The 16,450-nt window shown below is 63.0% G+C and carries 10 protein-coding genes; 4 read left to right on the top strand and 6 right to left on the bottom strand.

What is annotated here, in order from left to right; genetic code table 11:
- Window positions 1-67 precede the first annotated feature (67 nt).
- Window positions 68-3,169, top strand: a complete 3,102-nt coding sequence (locus JIN84_RS14925) for an Ig-like domain-containing protein (RefSeq protein ID WP_200351840.1) — start codon at window positions 68-70, stop codon at window positions 3,167-3,169.
- Window positions 3,170-3,528: 359 nt separating this feature from the next.
- On the opposite strand, the gene JIN84_RS14920 is transcribed toward JIN84_RS14925, so the two are convergent.
- A complete protein-coding gene (locus tag JIN84_RS14920; RefSeq protein ID WP_200351839.1) occupies window positions 3,529-4,644 on the bottom strand; it encodes a hypothetical protein in 1,116 nt (371 codons plus the stop codon).
- A 237-nt stretch (window positions 4,645-4,881) separates the two neighbouring features.
- Between JIN84_RS14920 and nuoF the strand changes: the two genes are divergently transcribed.
- From nuoF to JIN84_RS14905, 3 genes are all read left to right on the top strand, one after another.
- Window positions 4,882-6,276 carry an NADH-quinone oxidoreductase subunit NuoF gene (gene nuoF / locus JIN84_RS14915; protein WP_200352041.1) on the top strand — a complete coding sequence of 465 codons (1,395 nt, stop codon included), beginning with the start codon at window positions 4,882-4,884 and terminating at the stop codon, window positions 6,274-6,276.
- Between the two features lie 112 nt (window positions 6,277-6,388).
- Window positions 6,389-7,087 (top strand): TIGR02117 family protein, encoded by a 699-nt coding sequence (locus JIN84_RS14910; RefSeq protein WP_200351838.1) that lies wholly within the window; start codon window positions 6,389-6,391, stop codon window positions 7,085-7,087.
- Entirely contained in the window at window positions 7,084-7,500 is a 417-nt protein-coding gene (locus tag JIN84_RS14905) for a MauE/DoxX family redox-associated membrane protein (protein ID WP_200351837.1), read from the top strand. The genes JIN84_RS14910 and JIN84_RS14905 overlap by 4 nt, the downstream gene beginning before the upstream one ends.
- A gap of 191 nt (window positions 7,501-7,691) precedes the next feature.
- Here JIN84_RS14905 and JIN84_RS14900 read toward each other — a convergent pair whose 3' ends face one another.
- From JIN84_RS14900 to JIN84_RS14880, 5 genes are all read right to left on the bottom strand, one after another.
- Complete coding sequence (locus JIN84_RS14900; RefSeq protein ID WP_200351836.1) at window positions 7,692-10,946, bottom strand: glycoside hydrolase family 9 protein; 3,255 nt, start codon at window positions 10,944-10,946, stop codon at window positions 7,692-7,694.
- A 795-nt stretch (window positions 10,947-11,741) separates the two neighbouring features.
- Window positions 11,742-12,317, bottom strand: coding sequence for an NADH-quinone oxidoreductase subunit NuoE family protein (locus JIN84_RS14895; RefSeq protein WP_200351835.1), 576 nt, complete (start codon window positions 12,315-12,317; stop codon window positions 11,742-11,744).
- Between the two features lie 33 nt (window positions 12,318-12,350).
- Entirely contained in the window at window positions 12,351-13,091 is a 741-nt protein-coding gene (locus JIN84_RS14890; RefSeq protein ID WP_200351834.1) for a thioredoxin-like domain-containing protein, read from the bottom strand.
- Window positions 13,092-13,107: 16 nt separating this feature from the next.
- On the bottom strand, window positions 13,108-14,367 hold the full coding sequence (nuoD, locus tag JIN84_RS14885; protein ID WP_200351833.1) for an NADH dehydrogenase (quinone) subunit D: 1,260 nt from the start codon (window positions 14,365-14,367) through the stop codon (window positions 13,108-13,110).
- A 64-nt stretch (window positions 14,368-14,431) separates the two neighbouring features.
- Window positions 14,432-16,432 carry a hypothetical protein gene (locus JIN84_RS14880; RefSeq protein WP_200351832.1) on the bottom strand — a complete coding sequence of 667 codons (2,001 nt, stop codon included), beginning with the start codon at window positions 16,430-16,432 and terminating at the stop codon, window positions 14,432-14,434.
- Window positions 16,433-16,450: the final 18 nt, after the last annotated feature.

Raw genomic sequence — 16,450 nt, 5'->3', positions numbered from 1 at the left:
TTTCCATTCCATGATTGGTAAAATACTTGCATCTTTCTTCCGGCCCTCGCACGGGCCGCTTCAACCCATGGGCTCTTCCAAGGGCCTTCTATCCGTCAGCCGTTTCCTTGCGGTCTTCTTCGCTGTCATTTCCTGCTCCCACGCGGCCGATCCCGCCTGGTGGACCAGGACCGCGGATGAGACCGCTTTCATCGATCCGGCCGCGTCTCATTCCATCAATGAAAACTACGCGCCCGCGAACCTCGGACAACTCAAGAACGTGGCACACAAGGCCAAGAAGTATCTTGATCTGTATGTTCCGGGCGGTGCGGGGACCGAGGTGAACACCCTGGTCCAGGGGTTCACATCGAGCATCTCGGAAACAACCCTGATGGCGAACCTGGCACCGGTCAACCTGGGGCAGGTCAAGGCAGTGGCGAAGCCCTTCTACGACCGCCTCATGGCCGCCGGATATAAAACCAAGCAGAACCTCATCAACCGGGGTTACCCGTCCGGGTGGAGTTCCGACTATCCATGGCTGGCGACCACGCCGTTGAGCGAGAACTATGCGCCCGCCAACCTGGGCCAGCTCAAGGCGGTGTTCAGCTTCGATGTGTGGGGCAGCCTGCTCATCTCTCCCCGTTTGGCACCGCTCAAGGCAGGAGTCACCCATACCTTCACCGCCATAGCCACAAATGCGTCCGGGGTGCCGGTGACTTCCCCTGCAACTGTCTGGACCGTGTCCGCCGGTGGGACCATCGGCAGTTCGACCGGAATTTTCAGCGCTGCCACGGCGGGCGTCTATACGGTCACGGCGACCAAAGGCGCGCTGACGGCCAGCACCAAGGTGACGGTTTACACGCCCGCGCTCACCGGATTCACCATCGAGGCGAACCAGTCCTTGATAAAAACCGGGCAATCCGTGGGACTCAGCGCCGAGGGTGAGGACCAGTACGGTAACAGCTTCGACTTCACCGGCACGGTCTGGTCGGTCGTGTCCGGCGGGGGAAGCATCTCCGGCACCACGGCGAACGCCACCTACACCGCCGGCAGCGCCGGGGCCACTGTCACGATCAAGGCGGTGAAAGCAGGGGTCGAAGCGACGACAACCGTGGAGGTTTACCTGCCGGTTCTCACCACGTTCTCCATCTCGGGGACCGACACCGTGCTGCGCACCTCGTCACCCATGGTCTTCACCGCCGTCGGTCTCGATCAGCATGGAAGCAGCTTCAGTCTCAGCAGCGGCATGACCTGGTCGGTGGTGTCCGGCGGAGGAAGCTTCACCGGAACCCCTGCCGGAGCCACCGCCACCTATAACTCCGGGACCACCGCGTCCGTCGTGACGATCAAGGCGAAGAAAGGCACCGTGGAGACAACCACGACCGTGGAGGTTTACGTCGCGGCGATCGACTCGCTGACCCTCGAGGGGAATTCCGGCACCATGCGGACGTCGACCAGCATGGCCTTCACCGCCGCCGGACTCGACCAGAAAGGAAAGCCCATCACCCTCAGCGGCATGACCTGGTCGATTGTGTCCGGCGGAGGAAGCTTCACCGGAACCCCTACCGCAGCCACCGCTACCTATAACTCCGGAACCACGGCGACAACCGCGACGATCAAGGTGAAGAAGGGCACGAAGGAGGCGACGGCAAGCGTCATTGTATATGTCCCGGTGATGTCGCTGACGATCACACCGACAAGTGTCACGGTCCCTGTCAGCAGCACACAGACTTTCAGCGCCACCGCGAAAGACCAGTACAACCGGACAATGACCGCCACTTTCACCTGGACACGCACAGGGGTCGGCTCCATCTCGGGCAGCGGTAGTTCCATCACCTACAGCTCCGGAGCGTCGGCGGGTTCCGCCACCGTCAAGGTGACCGTGGGAAGCCTCAACGCCACCGCGAACGTGACGGTCCAGGTGCGGCAGGCCGCAAGAGTGGAGATCAGCCCGCAAGGAGCCATCGTGCTGGCGGGCCCCGGATCGAAGCTGCAATACACTGCCGATTGCTACGACCAGTTCGACGCCAGCATATCGAGCCCGGTCACATGGAGCGTGACTCCCGCCGCAGGAACCATCAGTTCCACCGGATTGCTGACCACCGGCACCACGGCAGGCACCTACACCGTGACCGGGACCAGCGGCTCCGGCAGCGATACGGCGGAAGTGACGGTCGTCACCGGCCTGACCGCGCCAACCGGTCTGGAGGCGGAGGCCCGCTACACGCGTGTCGTGTTGTCCTGGGATGATTACTTCGATTTCGGCGATGGAACCTCATTCGACCATTACAACGTCTATCGGGCGACATCGTCCGGCGGACCGTTCACCGATGTGGCGGATATCACGACCCAGTCGCCCTCCAAGCATATCGATCGCGGGCTTACCACCGGCACGACCTATTGGTATTACATCACCGTTGTGCATAAGGATGAACACGGCAACAAAGCGGAGACACCGGCCTCCAACATCGTTTCCGCCACGCCGGTGCCGATCCCTCTGGTGGGGCCGATGGACGTCGCCTTCATCCTGGACAACACAGGATCCATGGATGACTCGATCGACAACATCCGGTTCGAGCTGCAGGACATCATCTCGGATATCGCCGCGGCTTCGAGTGGCAGCTACCGCCTCGCGCTGCTGACCCCCGACACCGAGATCTCCAATACGAGGCTTGAGTTCTCTTCCGCGAATGGCACCGCCTTTTCCGCCGCGCTGAACGGCGATCTGGACGCGGACGGAGTGCTGGCGCCGGAATCCACGGATCTCTGCTTGAAAAACCTGCTCGCCGCGGGTGTGGAGCTTTCCGGATCGCCACTTCTGCCAACAACCGCACCGTTCAGAACACCTTTCCGCACCGAAGCGAAAAAGGTGATTCTCATGATCACGGATGCCCTGCCCAGCGGTGGAAACGACATCTTCATCGAAGATGAAAACCTGGTCATGCCGACATCCGACGAATATCGCGCTCACCGATATGCGAAAAAAGCGGCTGCCCTGGGCATTCAAATCGCCTGCGTGGCCGTGGAAGGCGGAGCTTTGGGAACCCCGGCATTCGAACGTATCATGGAGGACTACTACGCGGGATTCACCACGCCTCCCGGCAAGACGCCGATCTACATCACCGTCCCTTCCAACGGGATCGGGGCCGCCTCCGCCGTTCTGGACGTGATCGAGCAATCCGCTCCTTGATTTGAAACAACGCGTGAACCCACGCGTCCTCCCAAGATGTTGCCGGGTGGTGTCTATCCCTCCCGGTGACCGGAGGACGTGTGGGTTTCATTGTGTCGCGATCACGGGAATCACCACATGGATCGCGGAGGAAGAAAGGGTTTGGATGAATCGAAACGCGGAGGAGGCCGGGCGCGCGGAGGAAGACGCGCAGAAAATATGGAAGGCGATGGGGAGCGTCAGAGTTTCGCGCCCGTGCCATGACGCGATGGATGTTTCACCGTCGCGGCATCGCGGAAGAGGGGCGATCACGTATCACGCCTCCATGGAGTCGGCCGCGGGGCGCATCCTGTTGATCCATGCCGCCCACCGGGAGCGGATCACTGCACGGCACCCGCGGGGCGTTGCGAGGGTTCGCGGATCCACATCATGCCTTCGGGCTGGGTTTTCGCCCAGGCCTTCGCGGCTGCGGGATCGATCTCCTGCCATTTGGTGTAGGCGATGACGCCGGGATGTTGGTTCTCCGGCGAGACGGGCAGCTTGACGGCCCATTTCGCGGTGCCTTCCGGATCCTTTTCCGCCAGGCGTCCGACCAATGCCGCGGTCGCGGATGGATCGTGCCCACGGTCGTTTCCGTGTTTTTCAAACCATGAGGCGGCTGCGGTGGGATCGCTGGCTGTGAGACGGCGCATCACCTCGGGCCATGCGGCGGGTTGAAGCTTGGCGTCGAGCCGGTCATAGACCTCGGCCGCCGTGGGGTTCGCGCCGGTGGAGGTGGCGAGGTCGAAGTATTCGCGGAAGCAGGCGCGGGTCGTGAGCTCGTTGTTGGAAACGGAGAGGATGGCGGCTTCCATTTGCTTCGCGTCGCCCTTGGCACTGCCGGTGATGGCGAACGCCGCCGCCGTGGCTTCGCGGAGGTCGTCCTGGGGTTGGCGTGCCCATGTCATGGCCGCTTCCGGCTGGGTTTCCAGCCAGCCCACCATGAGGCAGCGGTAGTCGTCCGGGGTATTCAGCCCGTTGAGATCGTTCGATCCCGGACGCGGCGCGCCGGTCTTGGACATGGCCAGGCAGCCCTCGGGATTGACCCGGCCCCATTGCGTCCAGAGGGAGTTCCAGACGTCCTGCGACCAGCTGTTTCCCGCGCGCTGGGCGTCCAGCAGGGTCTTGGTCGCCTCCTCCAGTTCGTCCTGTGTCATCACGCGGATGAGTCCGCAGAGGATATCCGCCTGTTTTTCCGGATCGGACAACAGGGTGGCTTTTTTCAAGAGGGCGATCCTCTCGTCCTTCGCGAGCGTGGCCGCGCTCTCGGGGGTGAGCACGTCCGGACCGGTCCTGGGTTTGGGCTTCAGGGGGCCGGGAGCGGTCGCCAGCTCGGCCAGCGCGGCGGTGGAGGACGGGGCGGTTCCGGCGCATTCGGGTCCGGCGATGCCGGTGCCTGTCAGGCAGGTTGAAATTCCGATCGATACAACGAACGACAAGGTCGGCCAATGTTTCATGGGGCGTGAGGGGGTAAAGGTGGGGGTGTGGGGGCGGGAGCCGTGGTCGGGGGAAACCAAGGCGACGCATGAGCTAGAGATATTCGGGCGGGGCTTCAATCACAAAGATTTTTCCCTTGTGGGAGCCATGTTTGATCCGGCACGCACCCCGGAATCGGATCATGATCGCATCATTTTGCCAAAATTGGGTTTTCCATGACGGCAATCCTTGGCCATAGTCCGCCCGACCTCTTCCGCATGATCACTTACACCAAGCAGCCCCACCCGCGCGAATACCGGCTCATTTTCAAAAACGTGGACCGCGAGGGCTGGGATCAGTCCATCGACTGCTACATGCGCGACGGCGGCTACGAAGACCTGAAAAAGGCGTTCACCATGCAGCCGAAGGACATCACCGAGGAGGTGAAGAAATCCGGCCTGCGCGGCCGCGGCGGCGCGGGATTCCCGACCGGCATGAAGTGGACCTTCATCCCGCCGAACAACACCAAGCCGGTCTACCTCATCTGCAACGGTGACGAATCCGAACCCGGCACCTTCAAGGACCGCTACATCCTCCACCAGGACCCGCACCAGCTCGTGGAAGGCATGGTCATCGCCTGCTACGCGGTGGGAGCGAAGGTGGCCTACATCTACATCCGCGAGGAATTCCCGGAAGCCGCCCTCATCGTGGAGCGTGCCATCGAGGAAGCCCGTGCGAAGAATTTCCTCGGAACAAACGTCCTCGGCTCCGGCGTGGACGTGGAGATCTACGTCCACCGCGGCGCCGGCGCCTACATCTGCGGCGAGGAAACCGGCCTCATCGAGTCGCTGGAGGGCAAGCGCCCCTACCCGCGCATCAAACCACCCTATTTCCCCGCGGCGCTGGGCCTCTACATGTGCCCCACCATCGTGAACAACGTGGAATCCCTCTGCCACGTCCGCCACATCGTCCGCATGGGCGGTGATGAATACGCCAAGCTCGGCGTGGCCCGCAACACCGGCACCCGCATCCTCTGCGTCTCCGGTGATGTGAAGAACCCCGGCTACTTCGAGGTCGAGGTCGGAAAAATCACCATGCGCGAGCTGCTCTACGACATGTGCGGCGGACCGAAGGACGGCCGCGAGTTCAAGGCGGTGATCCCCGGCGGATCGTCCTCCAAGATCCTCAAGTGTGACGAGGTCTTCAAGCTCAAGAACCCGGACGGCACCACCAAGGACCTGGATTTCTGGGACATCCAGATGGACTTCGACACGCTCGCGGCCTGCGGATCCATGGCCGGGTCCGGCGGTGTCATCGTCCTCGACAACACCCGCAAGATGTCCTGGGTGCTGAACAACCTGAACGCCTTCTACGCCCACGAGTCCTGCGGCCAGTGCACCCCGTGCCGCGAAGGTTCCACCTGGATGCGCAAGATTTCCGACCGCCTCGTGGCGGGGGAAGCCAGCCCGTCCGACATCGAAACCCTGGAAAGCGTGGCCTACCAGATCGACGGCCGCACCATCTGTGCCTTCGGCGAGGCGTCGTCATGGCCGGTGGAGGCGATCATCGGAAAATTCCGCGACGAACTTCTCGCCGACACCAAGGCGGAGAACGCCGCGGTACCGCACAACCCCGAGGAAGAGGCGCAACGCCGTTTCCTCCAGCCCGCGTGAGGTCGTCGCGCGTATACGGAGAGGATGGAACCCGTTTCATCCCTCCATCCGCGTTCGTCCCCCGGTTGAGAATAGTCAGCCTGAAGGTCGCGGGTTAACCCACCATGACTTCATGAAATCCCAACCCGTCACGGCACTTGGGATTTTTTTGGGAATTTTCCTGGCCGTGGCCTGCCTCACCGCCTGCTCCCCCCACCCCGCCGCCATTCCCTACACCGGGAGAACGGACGGCCCGAAAACCGTAACCGCCTACGTTGCCAGCCACGGTTGGCACACCTCGCTCATCGTCCCGGCGGCCGACCTGAACCGCCGGATCCCCGCGCTCAAGGCCCGTTTCGGCAAACCCGCCTGCTATGAGATCGGCTGGGGAGACGAGGGGTTCTATCAGGCGAAAACCGTCACCACCGGCCTCGCCCTCCATGCCGCGTTTTTTTCGTCCGGCTCGGTGGTCCACATCTCCGCGGTCCCCGATTCTCCCTACCTGTCGTTTCCCCACAGCCGGATTTCCGCCCTGCGGATGTCTCAGGACCAGCTCGACAACATGGCCTGCTTCATCTCCGCCAGCATGGCGCACGATGACCGTGTGCAGGTGATCTCTCCCGGCAAGGGCCTCTATGGTGACAGCCGGTTCTACCTCGGCACAGGCCGCTACTCCATCGTCAACACCTGTAACAACTGGACCGCCAGGGGGCTGCGCAGCGCGGGGTTGGAGATCTCGTCGTGGTCGAAATTTTCCTCAAAAAGCGTGATGCGCGCTTTGGAAAAGCCGCCGATACTCGCCGCAGCACCCACACCCGCCCCATCGCCATGAAAGTCCTCTCCCTCATCGCCAGCGTCCTGCTCGGGACCTGGTTCGTTTACAGCGGCGGATTGAAAATCTTCGGCACCGGGCTGGACCGCTTCACCTATGACGTCGCAAACTACAAGCTCGTCCATGCACCGTGGGACGCCGTCGTCGCCTACACGGTGCCTTGGGTGGAGCTGATCGCCGGGGTATGCCTCATGCTCGGCATCCTCAAGCGCGGTGCCATCGTCGCCATCGCCGGACTTGTCGTCGTCTTCGCCATCGCCATCGGCTGGGCATGGAACCACAAACTCGACATCTCCTGCGGCTGCCACGGCACCGACGCGCCGATCCAATACTGGAACAAGGTGGCCGAGTTCATCGGCTATTTCGCGGTGCTGGGATGGCTGTGGTGGGTGGAGACGCGGAGGAAGGCGTGAAGGATCGGGATCGTTGGAACGTTGCCCGTGGTGGCGATGTCCCCAATCATCACCGGCTTTCTTTATCTTCCGTCCCGGAGGGGTGACAGGTGCTTCGATGATCCGCCCCCCCCGAAACGAACCAGGCACCGGTGACGCGCACCGGTGCCTGGCTGGAGACAGGATGTTATTTGGAACGATTCACCCGGAAATCACCGGACCGTCCGGCTCAGGCGGACCTCGTCGATGTCCGCGTCGATGTTGCCGAGGGTGAGCACCCAGTCGTTCACGCGGCCGTATTTGGGCGTGGCGACGATGGTGGAGACACAGACGTTGTTGATCCAGCAGCTCAGTTCGCCGGTGGCGGAGCGGATGAAGCGCAGGTGCTGCCAGGTGCCGAGGGTGATGGCGGACTTCCACTGGGCGGTGGTGAGGATGCTGGAGCCGCCGCTCATGACGGCGGGGTTGCCGGGGCTGTTCCATTTCCCGTCCTCGGCCCCGAGACTGCTGTCCCAGAACTGGAACAGGGAGAGCACCGAGTAGTTTCCGAAGGAATACGCCCTGTAGCTGCGCGGGTAGATCCACGCCTCCAGGGTGAACGGGGTGCTGTTGGCGCTGTTCGTGCCGGGGCAGATGAGCGAGTCCGGGAAGGTGAAGGTCAGGGTGTCACCGAGATTGGTGAACCGCGCGACCTCGCCGGAGGGCGATGCCATCCAGCCGGAGTTGGTGGTGACCCGCTGGACGTTGCCGGTGACGGTGAGGTGGTTGCCGTTGCCGGAGGAGTCGTTGAAGTTGCCGTTGAAGTGATAGAGGGCGACGGTGTCGCTGTCCGGCGTGTGTTCATGACTGCCCGTGGCGAAACGGGTGGAGAAGTCGAACCTCGCGGCGACGCGGCGGCCGTCCGGCATCACCGCCTCCGCCTCGATCCACTGGGTGCCGATGGTGACGGGAGTGATGGTCCATGATGTCCCGGCGATGGAGGGTTCCGTGCCGGATGCCTCCCAGGTGATGCGGGCCTTGGTCAGGTCCAGACCGGGGCTGACGAGGGTGACGGTGACGGGTTCGCCGACAGGCACGTAGCCCACAGGGCCGGTGATGCTGGCGGGCGTGGTGCTCCACGTTTGGGATCCTCCGGAGGATTTCGCGGCCCAGTAAGCGAGGCTGGCGAGGCTGCGCGCCTGCTGCGGGTTCACGAATTCCGTGGTCGTGTTGAAGCTGTCACCCCAACGGTCGTAGAAGGGATAGGGCGCGACAGAGGCGCTGTCCCGCGGGTAGACGAGTTCGCCGAGGTCGTAGGTGTACGGCGAGAGGTAGGCGAATCCGGTCTGGATGTTTCCGAGGGGGATGCCGCTCGGTGGCAGGACGCGTTTGTCGTTTTTCGCGTACTGGTTCACGATCTCACGCTGCTGGCGCTGGCCGGAGCCGGTGATGTAGGAGACGTTCACGGGGTTGCAGCCGAGCTCGAAGTTCACGTTGGAGAGGACGGCGTCCTCGTAGGCGGGGTTCGGCGAGATGATCTGGGCGGCGGTGATGTCGAAGGCGCGGTCGCTGGAGAAATACCAGCCGGCGGTGCGCTGGCGTTTGGAATCACTCTCGAAGGAGCTGCCGTAGGCACAGTTTTTCGCCCGGTCGAGCATGTCGTTTCCGGAACCGACGATCTCGGCCTCGCAGAGCGCGAGGTAGGAAGCGTTCATCTCGGTGGGAAGGCGGCGGCCGGAACGGACGGCGAAGGCATAGGTGCGGGCGGCGCAGCCGTAGGCTTCGAAGAGTTTCCACCAGCTCCAGCGGCGGGTGTCCCGGGTGCCGGGTGCGAACCATGCCATGAGCTGGGTCTGGTAGGCGGGATCTCCCGTGGCGGCGAACATGGCGGAAGCGGCCCAGGCGAGTTCGTCATCGTGGGTGAAGATGTTCCCGTAGTGGGTCAGCTTCTGGTAGGAACCATCCTTGCCATAGGTGGCGATGGCCTTCATCAGGAAATCCCAGCCCGCCTGCGCTTTCTTCAGGTAGAGGGCGGACTCCACGGGGAACTGGGCCTTGAAAAGAGGCGAGGAGCCGATTTCCGCGAGCGCGCCCACGGCGGCGGCGGTGGCGGAGGTGTTCTTGGGCCAGACGACCTGTGGATCGCCGTTTTCCGGCAGCACGGTGTCCTCGTACTTGCGGTCCTTGGGATAGACGAGGAAGAAGAATCCGCCGTCGTCATCCTGCATTTTCGCGAGGAAATCCGCCTCGAACTTGGCTTCCTGCAGCAGGTCGCTCTTGCCGTCCCCGCTTTCCGGGATGCCGATGTTGTCCATCGCGCCGACGGACGGGAAGGCATCCACCGCGAAAACGAGGTGGTGGATGAGCTGGGCGGAATTGATGGTGTACTTGCTGTAGTCGCCCGCGTCGTGGTGGCCGCCGGACACGTCGATGGTGCCGGTTTTCACGAAGGGGTAGAGCGATGTCGCGTTGCTCGCCAGACGGGCCGCCGAGTGGCTGGGGTCCGAGTTGTTGGAGATGATGTTCGTCCACGCCTTGGGGAAATTCTCCTGGGGCATGGGGATGAAGGCCGGGGCGGTGTGGCAGGCGGCATGGGTGTGGCGGCTGTAAGGCAGCTCGATGTCGCAGCCGCAGCGCTGGTTGTAGAGGCCCAGCGCGTAGGCGCGGACGTAGTTCAGCAACATGCCGTCATCGATGCGGAAGGGCAGCGAGGTCCCCAGGCCGGGGACGAGCAGGCGGTATTCGCCGGGCGTCTGCAGGCCGCTGAAGTCCGCGATCTTCGTCGCCTGGTACGGCAGCGGGGTGTAAACGTAGCCGACGTCCGGCTTGAGGGTGAGGTTTCCGGAATAAACCGTCGCCCCGTCCGAGTTGATCACGGAAAAGGTGGTGGCGGGAACCTGGAGTTCGCCCGCGTTTCCGAGGTAGTAGCCGATGACGGCCTTCTTCGGTGAGGCGGTCTGGTAGCCCTCCTGGTTCACGTGGATCGCGGCATTCCTGCGGAGCGGATCCATGGTGACCTCGTAGGGCACCGAGGTGGGACCCTCCCAGTTGGAGGTGGTGACGGTGACCTCGTCGCCATTCACGAGAGGGTTCTGGAGAGTGATGAAAATCCGGTTGTCCACCCGCAGGTCCCGGGACGGGAGCGGGGCGTAGAGAGGCCTCCGGCGGAATCCGGAAACGGTGGCGGTGACGGTCTGTTCGTTGACCGTGACGGTGTAGCTGTCCGCAGGCACGCTGAAGGTTCCGGCGGAATCCACGAAATTCCATGAATCCGGCGCCCCTCCCGACGGCTTGCTGTTGACCCGGGCCACTTCGAGCAAGGTCGGCGTAATGACCCGGATCCCGGAAGTGCCGACCAGCGGCATCGCGAGTTTGAGGCCCTCGATATCGTCTATCTCCGTAGCCTGCACGCTGCCTAAGGCGAGCCCGAAGGCGTACAGGGAGAAGACATAAGAACTCAATTTTTTATAAAAGTTAGTTGTCTCCATCGCTGAGAAATAACTGTCATTCCGCGGTCGGTCGAGCTGAAAAAGCCTGTGGCTTAACAATTTTTTACGCATGTTTAATCTCTTATTTTAAGTCGATTGCAAAAACGGATGTTCATTATCTATGGGTTGGAACATCCGGTGGCGAGCGACCCGTTACGAGCGCTCCTGACATATGGGTTACGCCAGGGAAAAGAGACGAACCCCGGGGTTGCTAAAAAGTTTCGGGAAATTTGATTTTTTTTCAAACAGGATGGTAAAGATAGCCCGATAGTGGCTTTGGCGAAAGCTTGGAACCTCTTTTACAGGGACTTGGGAATTTGGATGCGATTCATCCGATGGATGGATGGTGGGTGGATTTCAACCATGTCTCGCGATCCCGGCCCACGCTGTCAGACGGCTTCACCGGCATGCCGGTTGGCGGTGGCGGAAAGAGAGCAACAAACAAGGTTGCTCATCAAATGACACGTGGTTGAAATCGGTTTCGTTCATTCCACCCCGGAGGTGGGAATTGGCAACCAAAGGGAAAGATACAAGCCCATGGCAACGCCTTAGGAAAAGATCCCGAAGCACAAACCGGAGCCCGGAAGGGAGCTGATCCGCCGGGAAGCGGCGTGCCACGGATGTCGTCCCTATGGGACCTGTAGAATGATCATGGCATGCCCCGGGGCCGTGCCGCGCTTGCGCCGGGCTTTCCCATTCCGCACCTTTGGTGCGGAGGAGGCTGGTTTCAGCGATGATCCCCTTTGGGGTGGAGCGGCCGGAAGCCGGTCGCTCCGTGTGGAAGCCGTTTGCGGATCACACCTGCGGAGCGTATTTCGCGAGGAGTTCCTCGGCTTTTCCGGCGGGGATTCCTTCGTGGAAATCATCGTTCACCATGCAGACGGGCGCGCTGCCGCACGAGGCGAGGCACTCGGCGAACTCGACGGAGAACTTCCCGCAGGGAGAAACGCTGATCGGGTGATGGTGGGAGTCGCTGGCGGAGCGGTCGATGCCGGTGAGCTCGCACAGGCGCTCCATCAGCTCGTAGCTGCCGCCCATGGCGCACGAGAGCGTGCGGCAGACGCGGATGTGGAATTTACCGGGGGCGGACTGGCGGAAGCCCGGGTAGAAGGTGACGACCTCAAGCACCTTGATGGGCTCGATCTCAAGTTTCGCGGCGACCCACTCGATGGCTGGCGCGGAGATGTAGCCGAACTTGTGCTGGATGATGTGCAGCAGCGGCAGGGTGGCGGAGCGCTTGCTCGCCGGGTAGTGGGAGATGCGCTCGTCCGCCTCCGCTTCAAGCTCGGCGGTGACGGTGAACGGCGTGTAGAACTGGTTGCCGGGTGTCTCGTGCGAGGCGACGGTTTCTTCGAGCGTGGAAGCGGACATAGAATGGTTCGGATTGTTGGCGCACCGGAGTGCTTACTTTTTCAACAGGGTTCCCAAGTGGTTCATGACGACGGTGGGGCCGACGTAGGTCTGGCCCTCGTAGCTGCCCTTGATCAGCTTGCCCTCGGTGTCGGTGAGCACGAGGTTGGGAATGCCGCCGCCGGGGTATTTGAATTCCTTCTTGAACTTCTCCGTGCGGGAGAGCTTGAGCTGCGGCCAGGGCATCTTGAACTCTCCGGCGTAGGATTCCATCGCGTCGTCGCTGCTGTCGCTGGTGATCAGCACCAGCTCGAACTCGTTGTTGCCGGGTTTGTTCTTGTTGTAAAACTCGACCAGCGAGGGAGTGAACTTGTGGCACGGACCGCACCAGGAGGCGGTATAATAGAAGAGGTAGTATTTGGTGGGCTTGACGAAATCCTTTTTCGCGGCGAGGCGCTTGCCACTGAGCGAGACCAGGTTTCCATCCAGCACCTTGTCGAACGCGCTCGCAACCTCGGCGGCAGGTGCCGGAGCGGCTGTGGCGGCGGTGTCCGCTGCGGCGGGCTTCCATGCGGCGAGGCGTTTCGCATCCGCCTCGGACAGATCCGAGGCCTTGAGGATGGCGGTGCGGCCGTCGCGCAGCTTGAACTCCCCCTGGGGCTGGCCGTCTGCCTGGGTGACCTTCATGAGATCAAGTTCGACGGATTTCCCCTCCTTGTTCGTCCAGCTTTCAAAGGCGGCGGAAGCGTATCCACTGAGTGAGAGCGAGGCGAGGATGGCGGGGAGTGCTTTCATGGGGAAAAGGATCTGATCAGCGGTCGCACTCGCCCATGACGAAGTCCAGCGAGCCGAGGATCGCGGGGATGTCGGAGACCATGTGGCCGGGGAGCAGCTTGGAGGTGATGGAAAGGTTGCAGAACGAGGGGCTGCGGATCTTCAGGCGGTAGGGAACTCCGCCGCCCTTGGAGTGGATGTAGAATCCGAGCTCGCCCTTGGGGTTCTCCGCCGCGAAATAGACTTCTCCGGCCGGGGCGTCGATGCCCTGGGTGGAGACGATGAAGTGGTGGATGAGCTCCTCCATCGACATGAGCACGCGCTCCTTGTTCGGCAGGATGCTCTTCGGGTCCGCGAGGTTCACCGGGCCTTCCGGCATGGTGTCGAGCACCTGGCGGCAGAGGCGGATGGACTGGCGCATCTCCTCCATGCGGCACTGGTAGCGGGCGTAGCAGTCGCCTTCATCGGCGATAGGGACGTCGAAGTCGTATTTCTCGTAGCCGAGGTAGGGGCTGTCCTTGCGGAGGTCCCGCTCGACGCCGCAGGCGCGGAGATTCGGGCCGGTCATGCCCCAGGCGATGGCGGACTCGCGGCTGATGACGCCGACGTCGACCATGCGGTCCAGGAAGATCTTGTTCTTGTCGAGAAGCTTGGAAATTTCCTCGATGGTGACGGAACATTCGTCGAGGAACTGACGGACGGTTGCTTCGAAGCCGGCGGGCATGTCGCGCAATTGACCGCCAACGCGGGTGTAGGAGGTGGTGAAGCGGGCTCCGGTGAGCTGCTCGCACATGTTGTAGATTTTCTCGCGCTCGGTGAAGGTGTAGAGGAAGACGGTCATCGCACCGACGTCCATGGCGCAGACGCCGACCCCTAGCATGTGGGAGGAGATGCGGGCGAGCTCGCAGCAGAGCACGCGGAGGGCCTGGCCGCGCGGTGGCAGCGTCCAGCCCATGAGTTTTTCCACGGCACAGGCGTAGGCGACGTTGTTCGCGAGCGGGGCGAGGTAGTCGAGGCGGTCCGTGTAGGGCACGAACTGGTTGTAGTGCATGTTTTCCGCGATTTTCTCGTCCCCCCGGTGGAGGAAGCCGACGTCGGGATCGGCGGAATGGATGATTTCCCCGTTGAGTTCGAGGATGAGACGGAGCACGCCGTGGGTCGCCGGGTGGGAAGGTCCCATGTTCAGCACCATGCGCTCGCCGACGAGATCGTCCGTTTCCGCATGGTAGCTGTCCGCGGCGCGGGCGGCGCGGGCGATGGTGTCGGGAGCTTCGAATTCTTGGGTCGTGGTACTCATGCCGGATTTGCCGCAGAAATAAGCACCCAAAGCGGGCCGATTCGCAAGGGGTTTGTGAAAATTTTCACAAGCTCCCGCGACTGTAGCGTTCGCGGAATTGGCGCAGCAGGTCGTCCACGCGGTCGGTGCCGGCGGCGTTGGACGGTGGATTTTCCGACGTGGATGGGGCCGCCGGAGCAGGCACAGCGGCTGGCGCCGGGGCTGACGCCGGAGCTGGAGCCACGGAGGGTTCCTCTTCCGTGGCGACAATCTCGAACGGCGAATCCGGCGGCAGTTGGAATGTCGGGGAAGCGGGCGTTTCAGGGGGTTGGGAAGCATTTTCCCCGGGCGCGGCGAATGCGACGGCGGTTTCCGGAGCGAGTTGCGGCTTGGAGGGTTCTTCGTGGACGGCCTGGAAGACCGGCGTGGAGGATTGGAAATAGGCGGCGCTCACAGGGGTGGAGGTGGCTTCCGGCGCGGCGGCAGCAGGCTGGGAAATGAAAATCGGCTGGATGACCTCGGCCTGTTGGTCTCGGAAAATGGGCTGCCGCTTGGGTGGGATCCACCCCGGCGGTGGTTCGTAGGGGGATGGTGCGGGTTTTTCCGCGACGGATTTTTCCTCGACGATCTTGAATGGCGAGTCCGGAGGTTCCGGAGTGGCGGCGGATTGGGAGAAATCCGGCGTGGGCGGGGTCTTTTTCTCCTGTGGAGGCGGGGTGGCGAAAGTGCCGGAGTCGGCGGCTCCGGTGATGGTCACCGTTGGAGCGGAGGCCGCCGGAGCGGAAACCTTGGCATCCTCGTATGGAGGAAGGGGCGGCGGGCATTGGAATCCAGTGGCCGCTGGAGCAGGGGCGGGCTCGAAGACCGGGGCCAGCACCGGAATGGAGGCAGGTGGCTCGGGCAAGGGAGGAGGGACCGGCGCGGGCTTCGCGACGAGGGGGGCATTCACAGGAGCGGGGGTCGCGGCGACCACGGGTTTGCCGGCGGAGGGGGCTTTTGCCTTCAGCCAGGCCTGGCCTGCCGCGCGGATGAGGCCGCGCGGGTGGGTGCCGGATTTCGCGAGGTCGATGCCGCCGAGCAGTTGTTTCCCCATTCCTGGCGCGCGGGAGTCGAGCAACGCCGCCATTTCCGTTTCGCCGAGCGGTTCGAGTTCCACGACGATCTCGGACAGGCGGTCGGCGAGTCCTCCGCTGAGGCGGGGGATGAAGGCGCTGTGCCAGATGTCGTCATTGAGGGAGAGGATGACATCGACGCGGCCGACCGAGTGGCGGAGCGCACCGAGGAAGGCGGCGAGCCGGAGGGCGGCGGTTTCATCGGTGGAGAATCCTTCCAGGTCGTCGGCGACGAGCACCACGCGGACCAACAAGGTGAGCAGGCCGAGCAGGGCCTCCAGCCGCTCCATTTCCGTGCCGGTGGCGGGCAGGATGCTCTCCGTGAGCACGTGGACGCGGTCCGGATTGTCGAGGGCGGAGGAGGAAAAGCGGAAAAACACGCCCACCCAGAAATCCACCTCGCGGACGGCTTGGCCGCTGCGCTGGGCGAGTTCGTAGCTGAGGCGCTGGCTGAGGAGCTCGAAGTTTTCCTTCGCCCAGTGGGCGGTGGCGGCGTAGGGGTGGTGGAAATCGAAGGTCTCCACCGGGCGGTTCCGCAGGGCGGCGAGCGCGCCCACGCGGTCCTCGGACGGCACTTCTCCGGAGCTGACGAGCGGCTCAAGCGAGGAGGCGAACAAGCGGCGCACCAGCAGGTCCAGGGTGGTCAGCCCGCCCGAGGCGGGAAGCTGGCGCACCAGCCGCCGCAGGATGTCCGAGGTGACGGTGGCGGCATCGATCCTGAAGCCCGAGGCGGCGTGCAGGGGGATGAATTCGTTCACCGCGCCGAGCCGGTGCTGGGTCCGGGAAAGGAGGTGGGTCTTGCCGTAGCCGGCCCGGGGCGCGCGCAGCAGGATGCAGCGGCCCGCGTGGTCCAGAGGGACGGCGAGGATGTCGGCGAGGATTTCGGAAGCCTGGCGGTTCACCGTTTCCGCATGTGCGGTCGGGACACGTCCGAGGGTTTCAAACAAATTCTGGAACGGATGGTCGTTTGCCATAGGGCTTTCTGGTCAGAT

The organism is Luteolibacter yonseiensis, assembly GCF_016595465.1.
GTDB classification, from domain to species: domain Bacteria; phylum Verrucomicrobiota; class Verrucomicrobiia; order Verrucomicrobiales; family Akkermansiaceae; genus Luteolibacter; species Luteolibacter yonseiensis.
The sequence above is the reverse complement of the archived record's forward strand: the minus strand, read 5'-3'. Positions and strand labels throughout refer to the sequence as shown.

What these genes read in the sequence shown, in the direction of transcription:
- JIN84_RS14925 (WP_200351840.1), top strand. Translation starts at nt 68, where the DNA reads ATGGGCTCTTCCAAGGGCCTTCTATCCGTCAGCCGTTTCCTTGCGGTC.
- JIN84_RS14920 (WP_200351839.1), bottom strand. Translation starts at nt 4,644, where the DNA reads ATGAAACATTGGCCGACCTTGTCGTTCGTTGTATCGATCGGAATTTCA.
- nuoF (WP_200352041.1), top strand. Translation starts at nt 4,882, where the DNA reads ATGATCACTTACACCAAGCAGCCCCACCCGCGCGAATACCGGCTCATT.
- JIN84_RS14910 (WP_200351838.1), top strand. Translation starts at nt 6,389, where the DNA reads ATGAAATCCCAACCCGTCACGGCACTTGGGATTTTTTTGGGAATTTTC.
- JIN84_RS14905 (WP_200351837.1), top strand. Translation starts at nt 7,084, where the DNA reads ATGAAAGTCCTCTCCCTCATCGCCAGCGTCCTGCTCGGGACCTGGTTC.
- JIN84_RS14900 (WP_200351836.1), bottom strand. Translation starts at nt 10,946, where the DNA reads ATGGAGACAACTAACTTTTATAAAAAATTGAGTTCTTATGTCTTCTCC.
- JIN84_RS14895 (WP_200351835.1), bottom strand. Translation starts at nt 12,317, where the DNA reads ATGTCCGCTTCCACGCTCGAAGAAACCGTCGCCTCGCACGAGACACCC.
- JIN84_RS14890 (WP_200351834.1), bottom strand. Translation starts at nt 13,091, where the DNA reads ATGAAAGCACTCCCCGCCATCCTCGCCTCGCTCTCACTCAGTGGATAC.
- nuoD (WP_200351833.1), bottom strand. Translation starts at nt 14,367, where the DNA reads ATGAGTACCACGACCCAAGAATTCGAAGCTCCCGACACCATCGCCCGC.
- JIN84_RS14880 (WP_200351832.1), bottom strand. Translation starts at nt 16,432, where the DNA reads ATGGCAAACGACCATCCGTTCCAGAATTTGTTTGAAACCCTCGGACGT.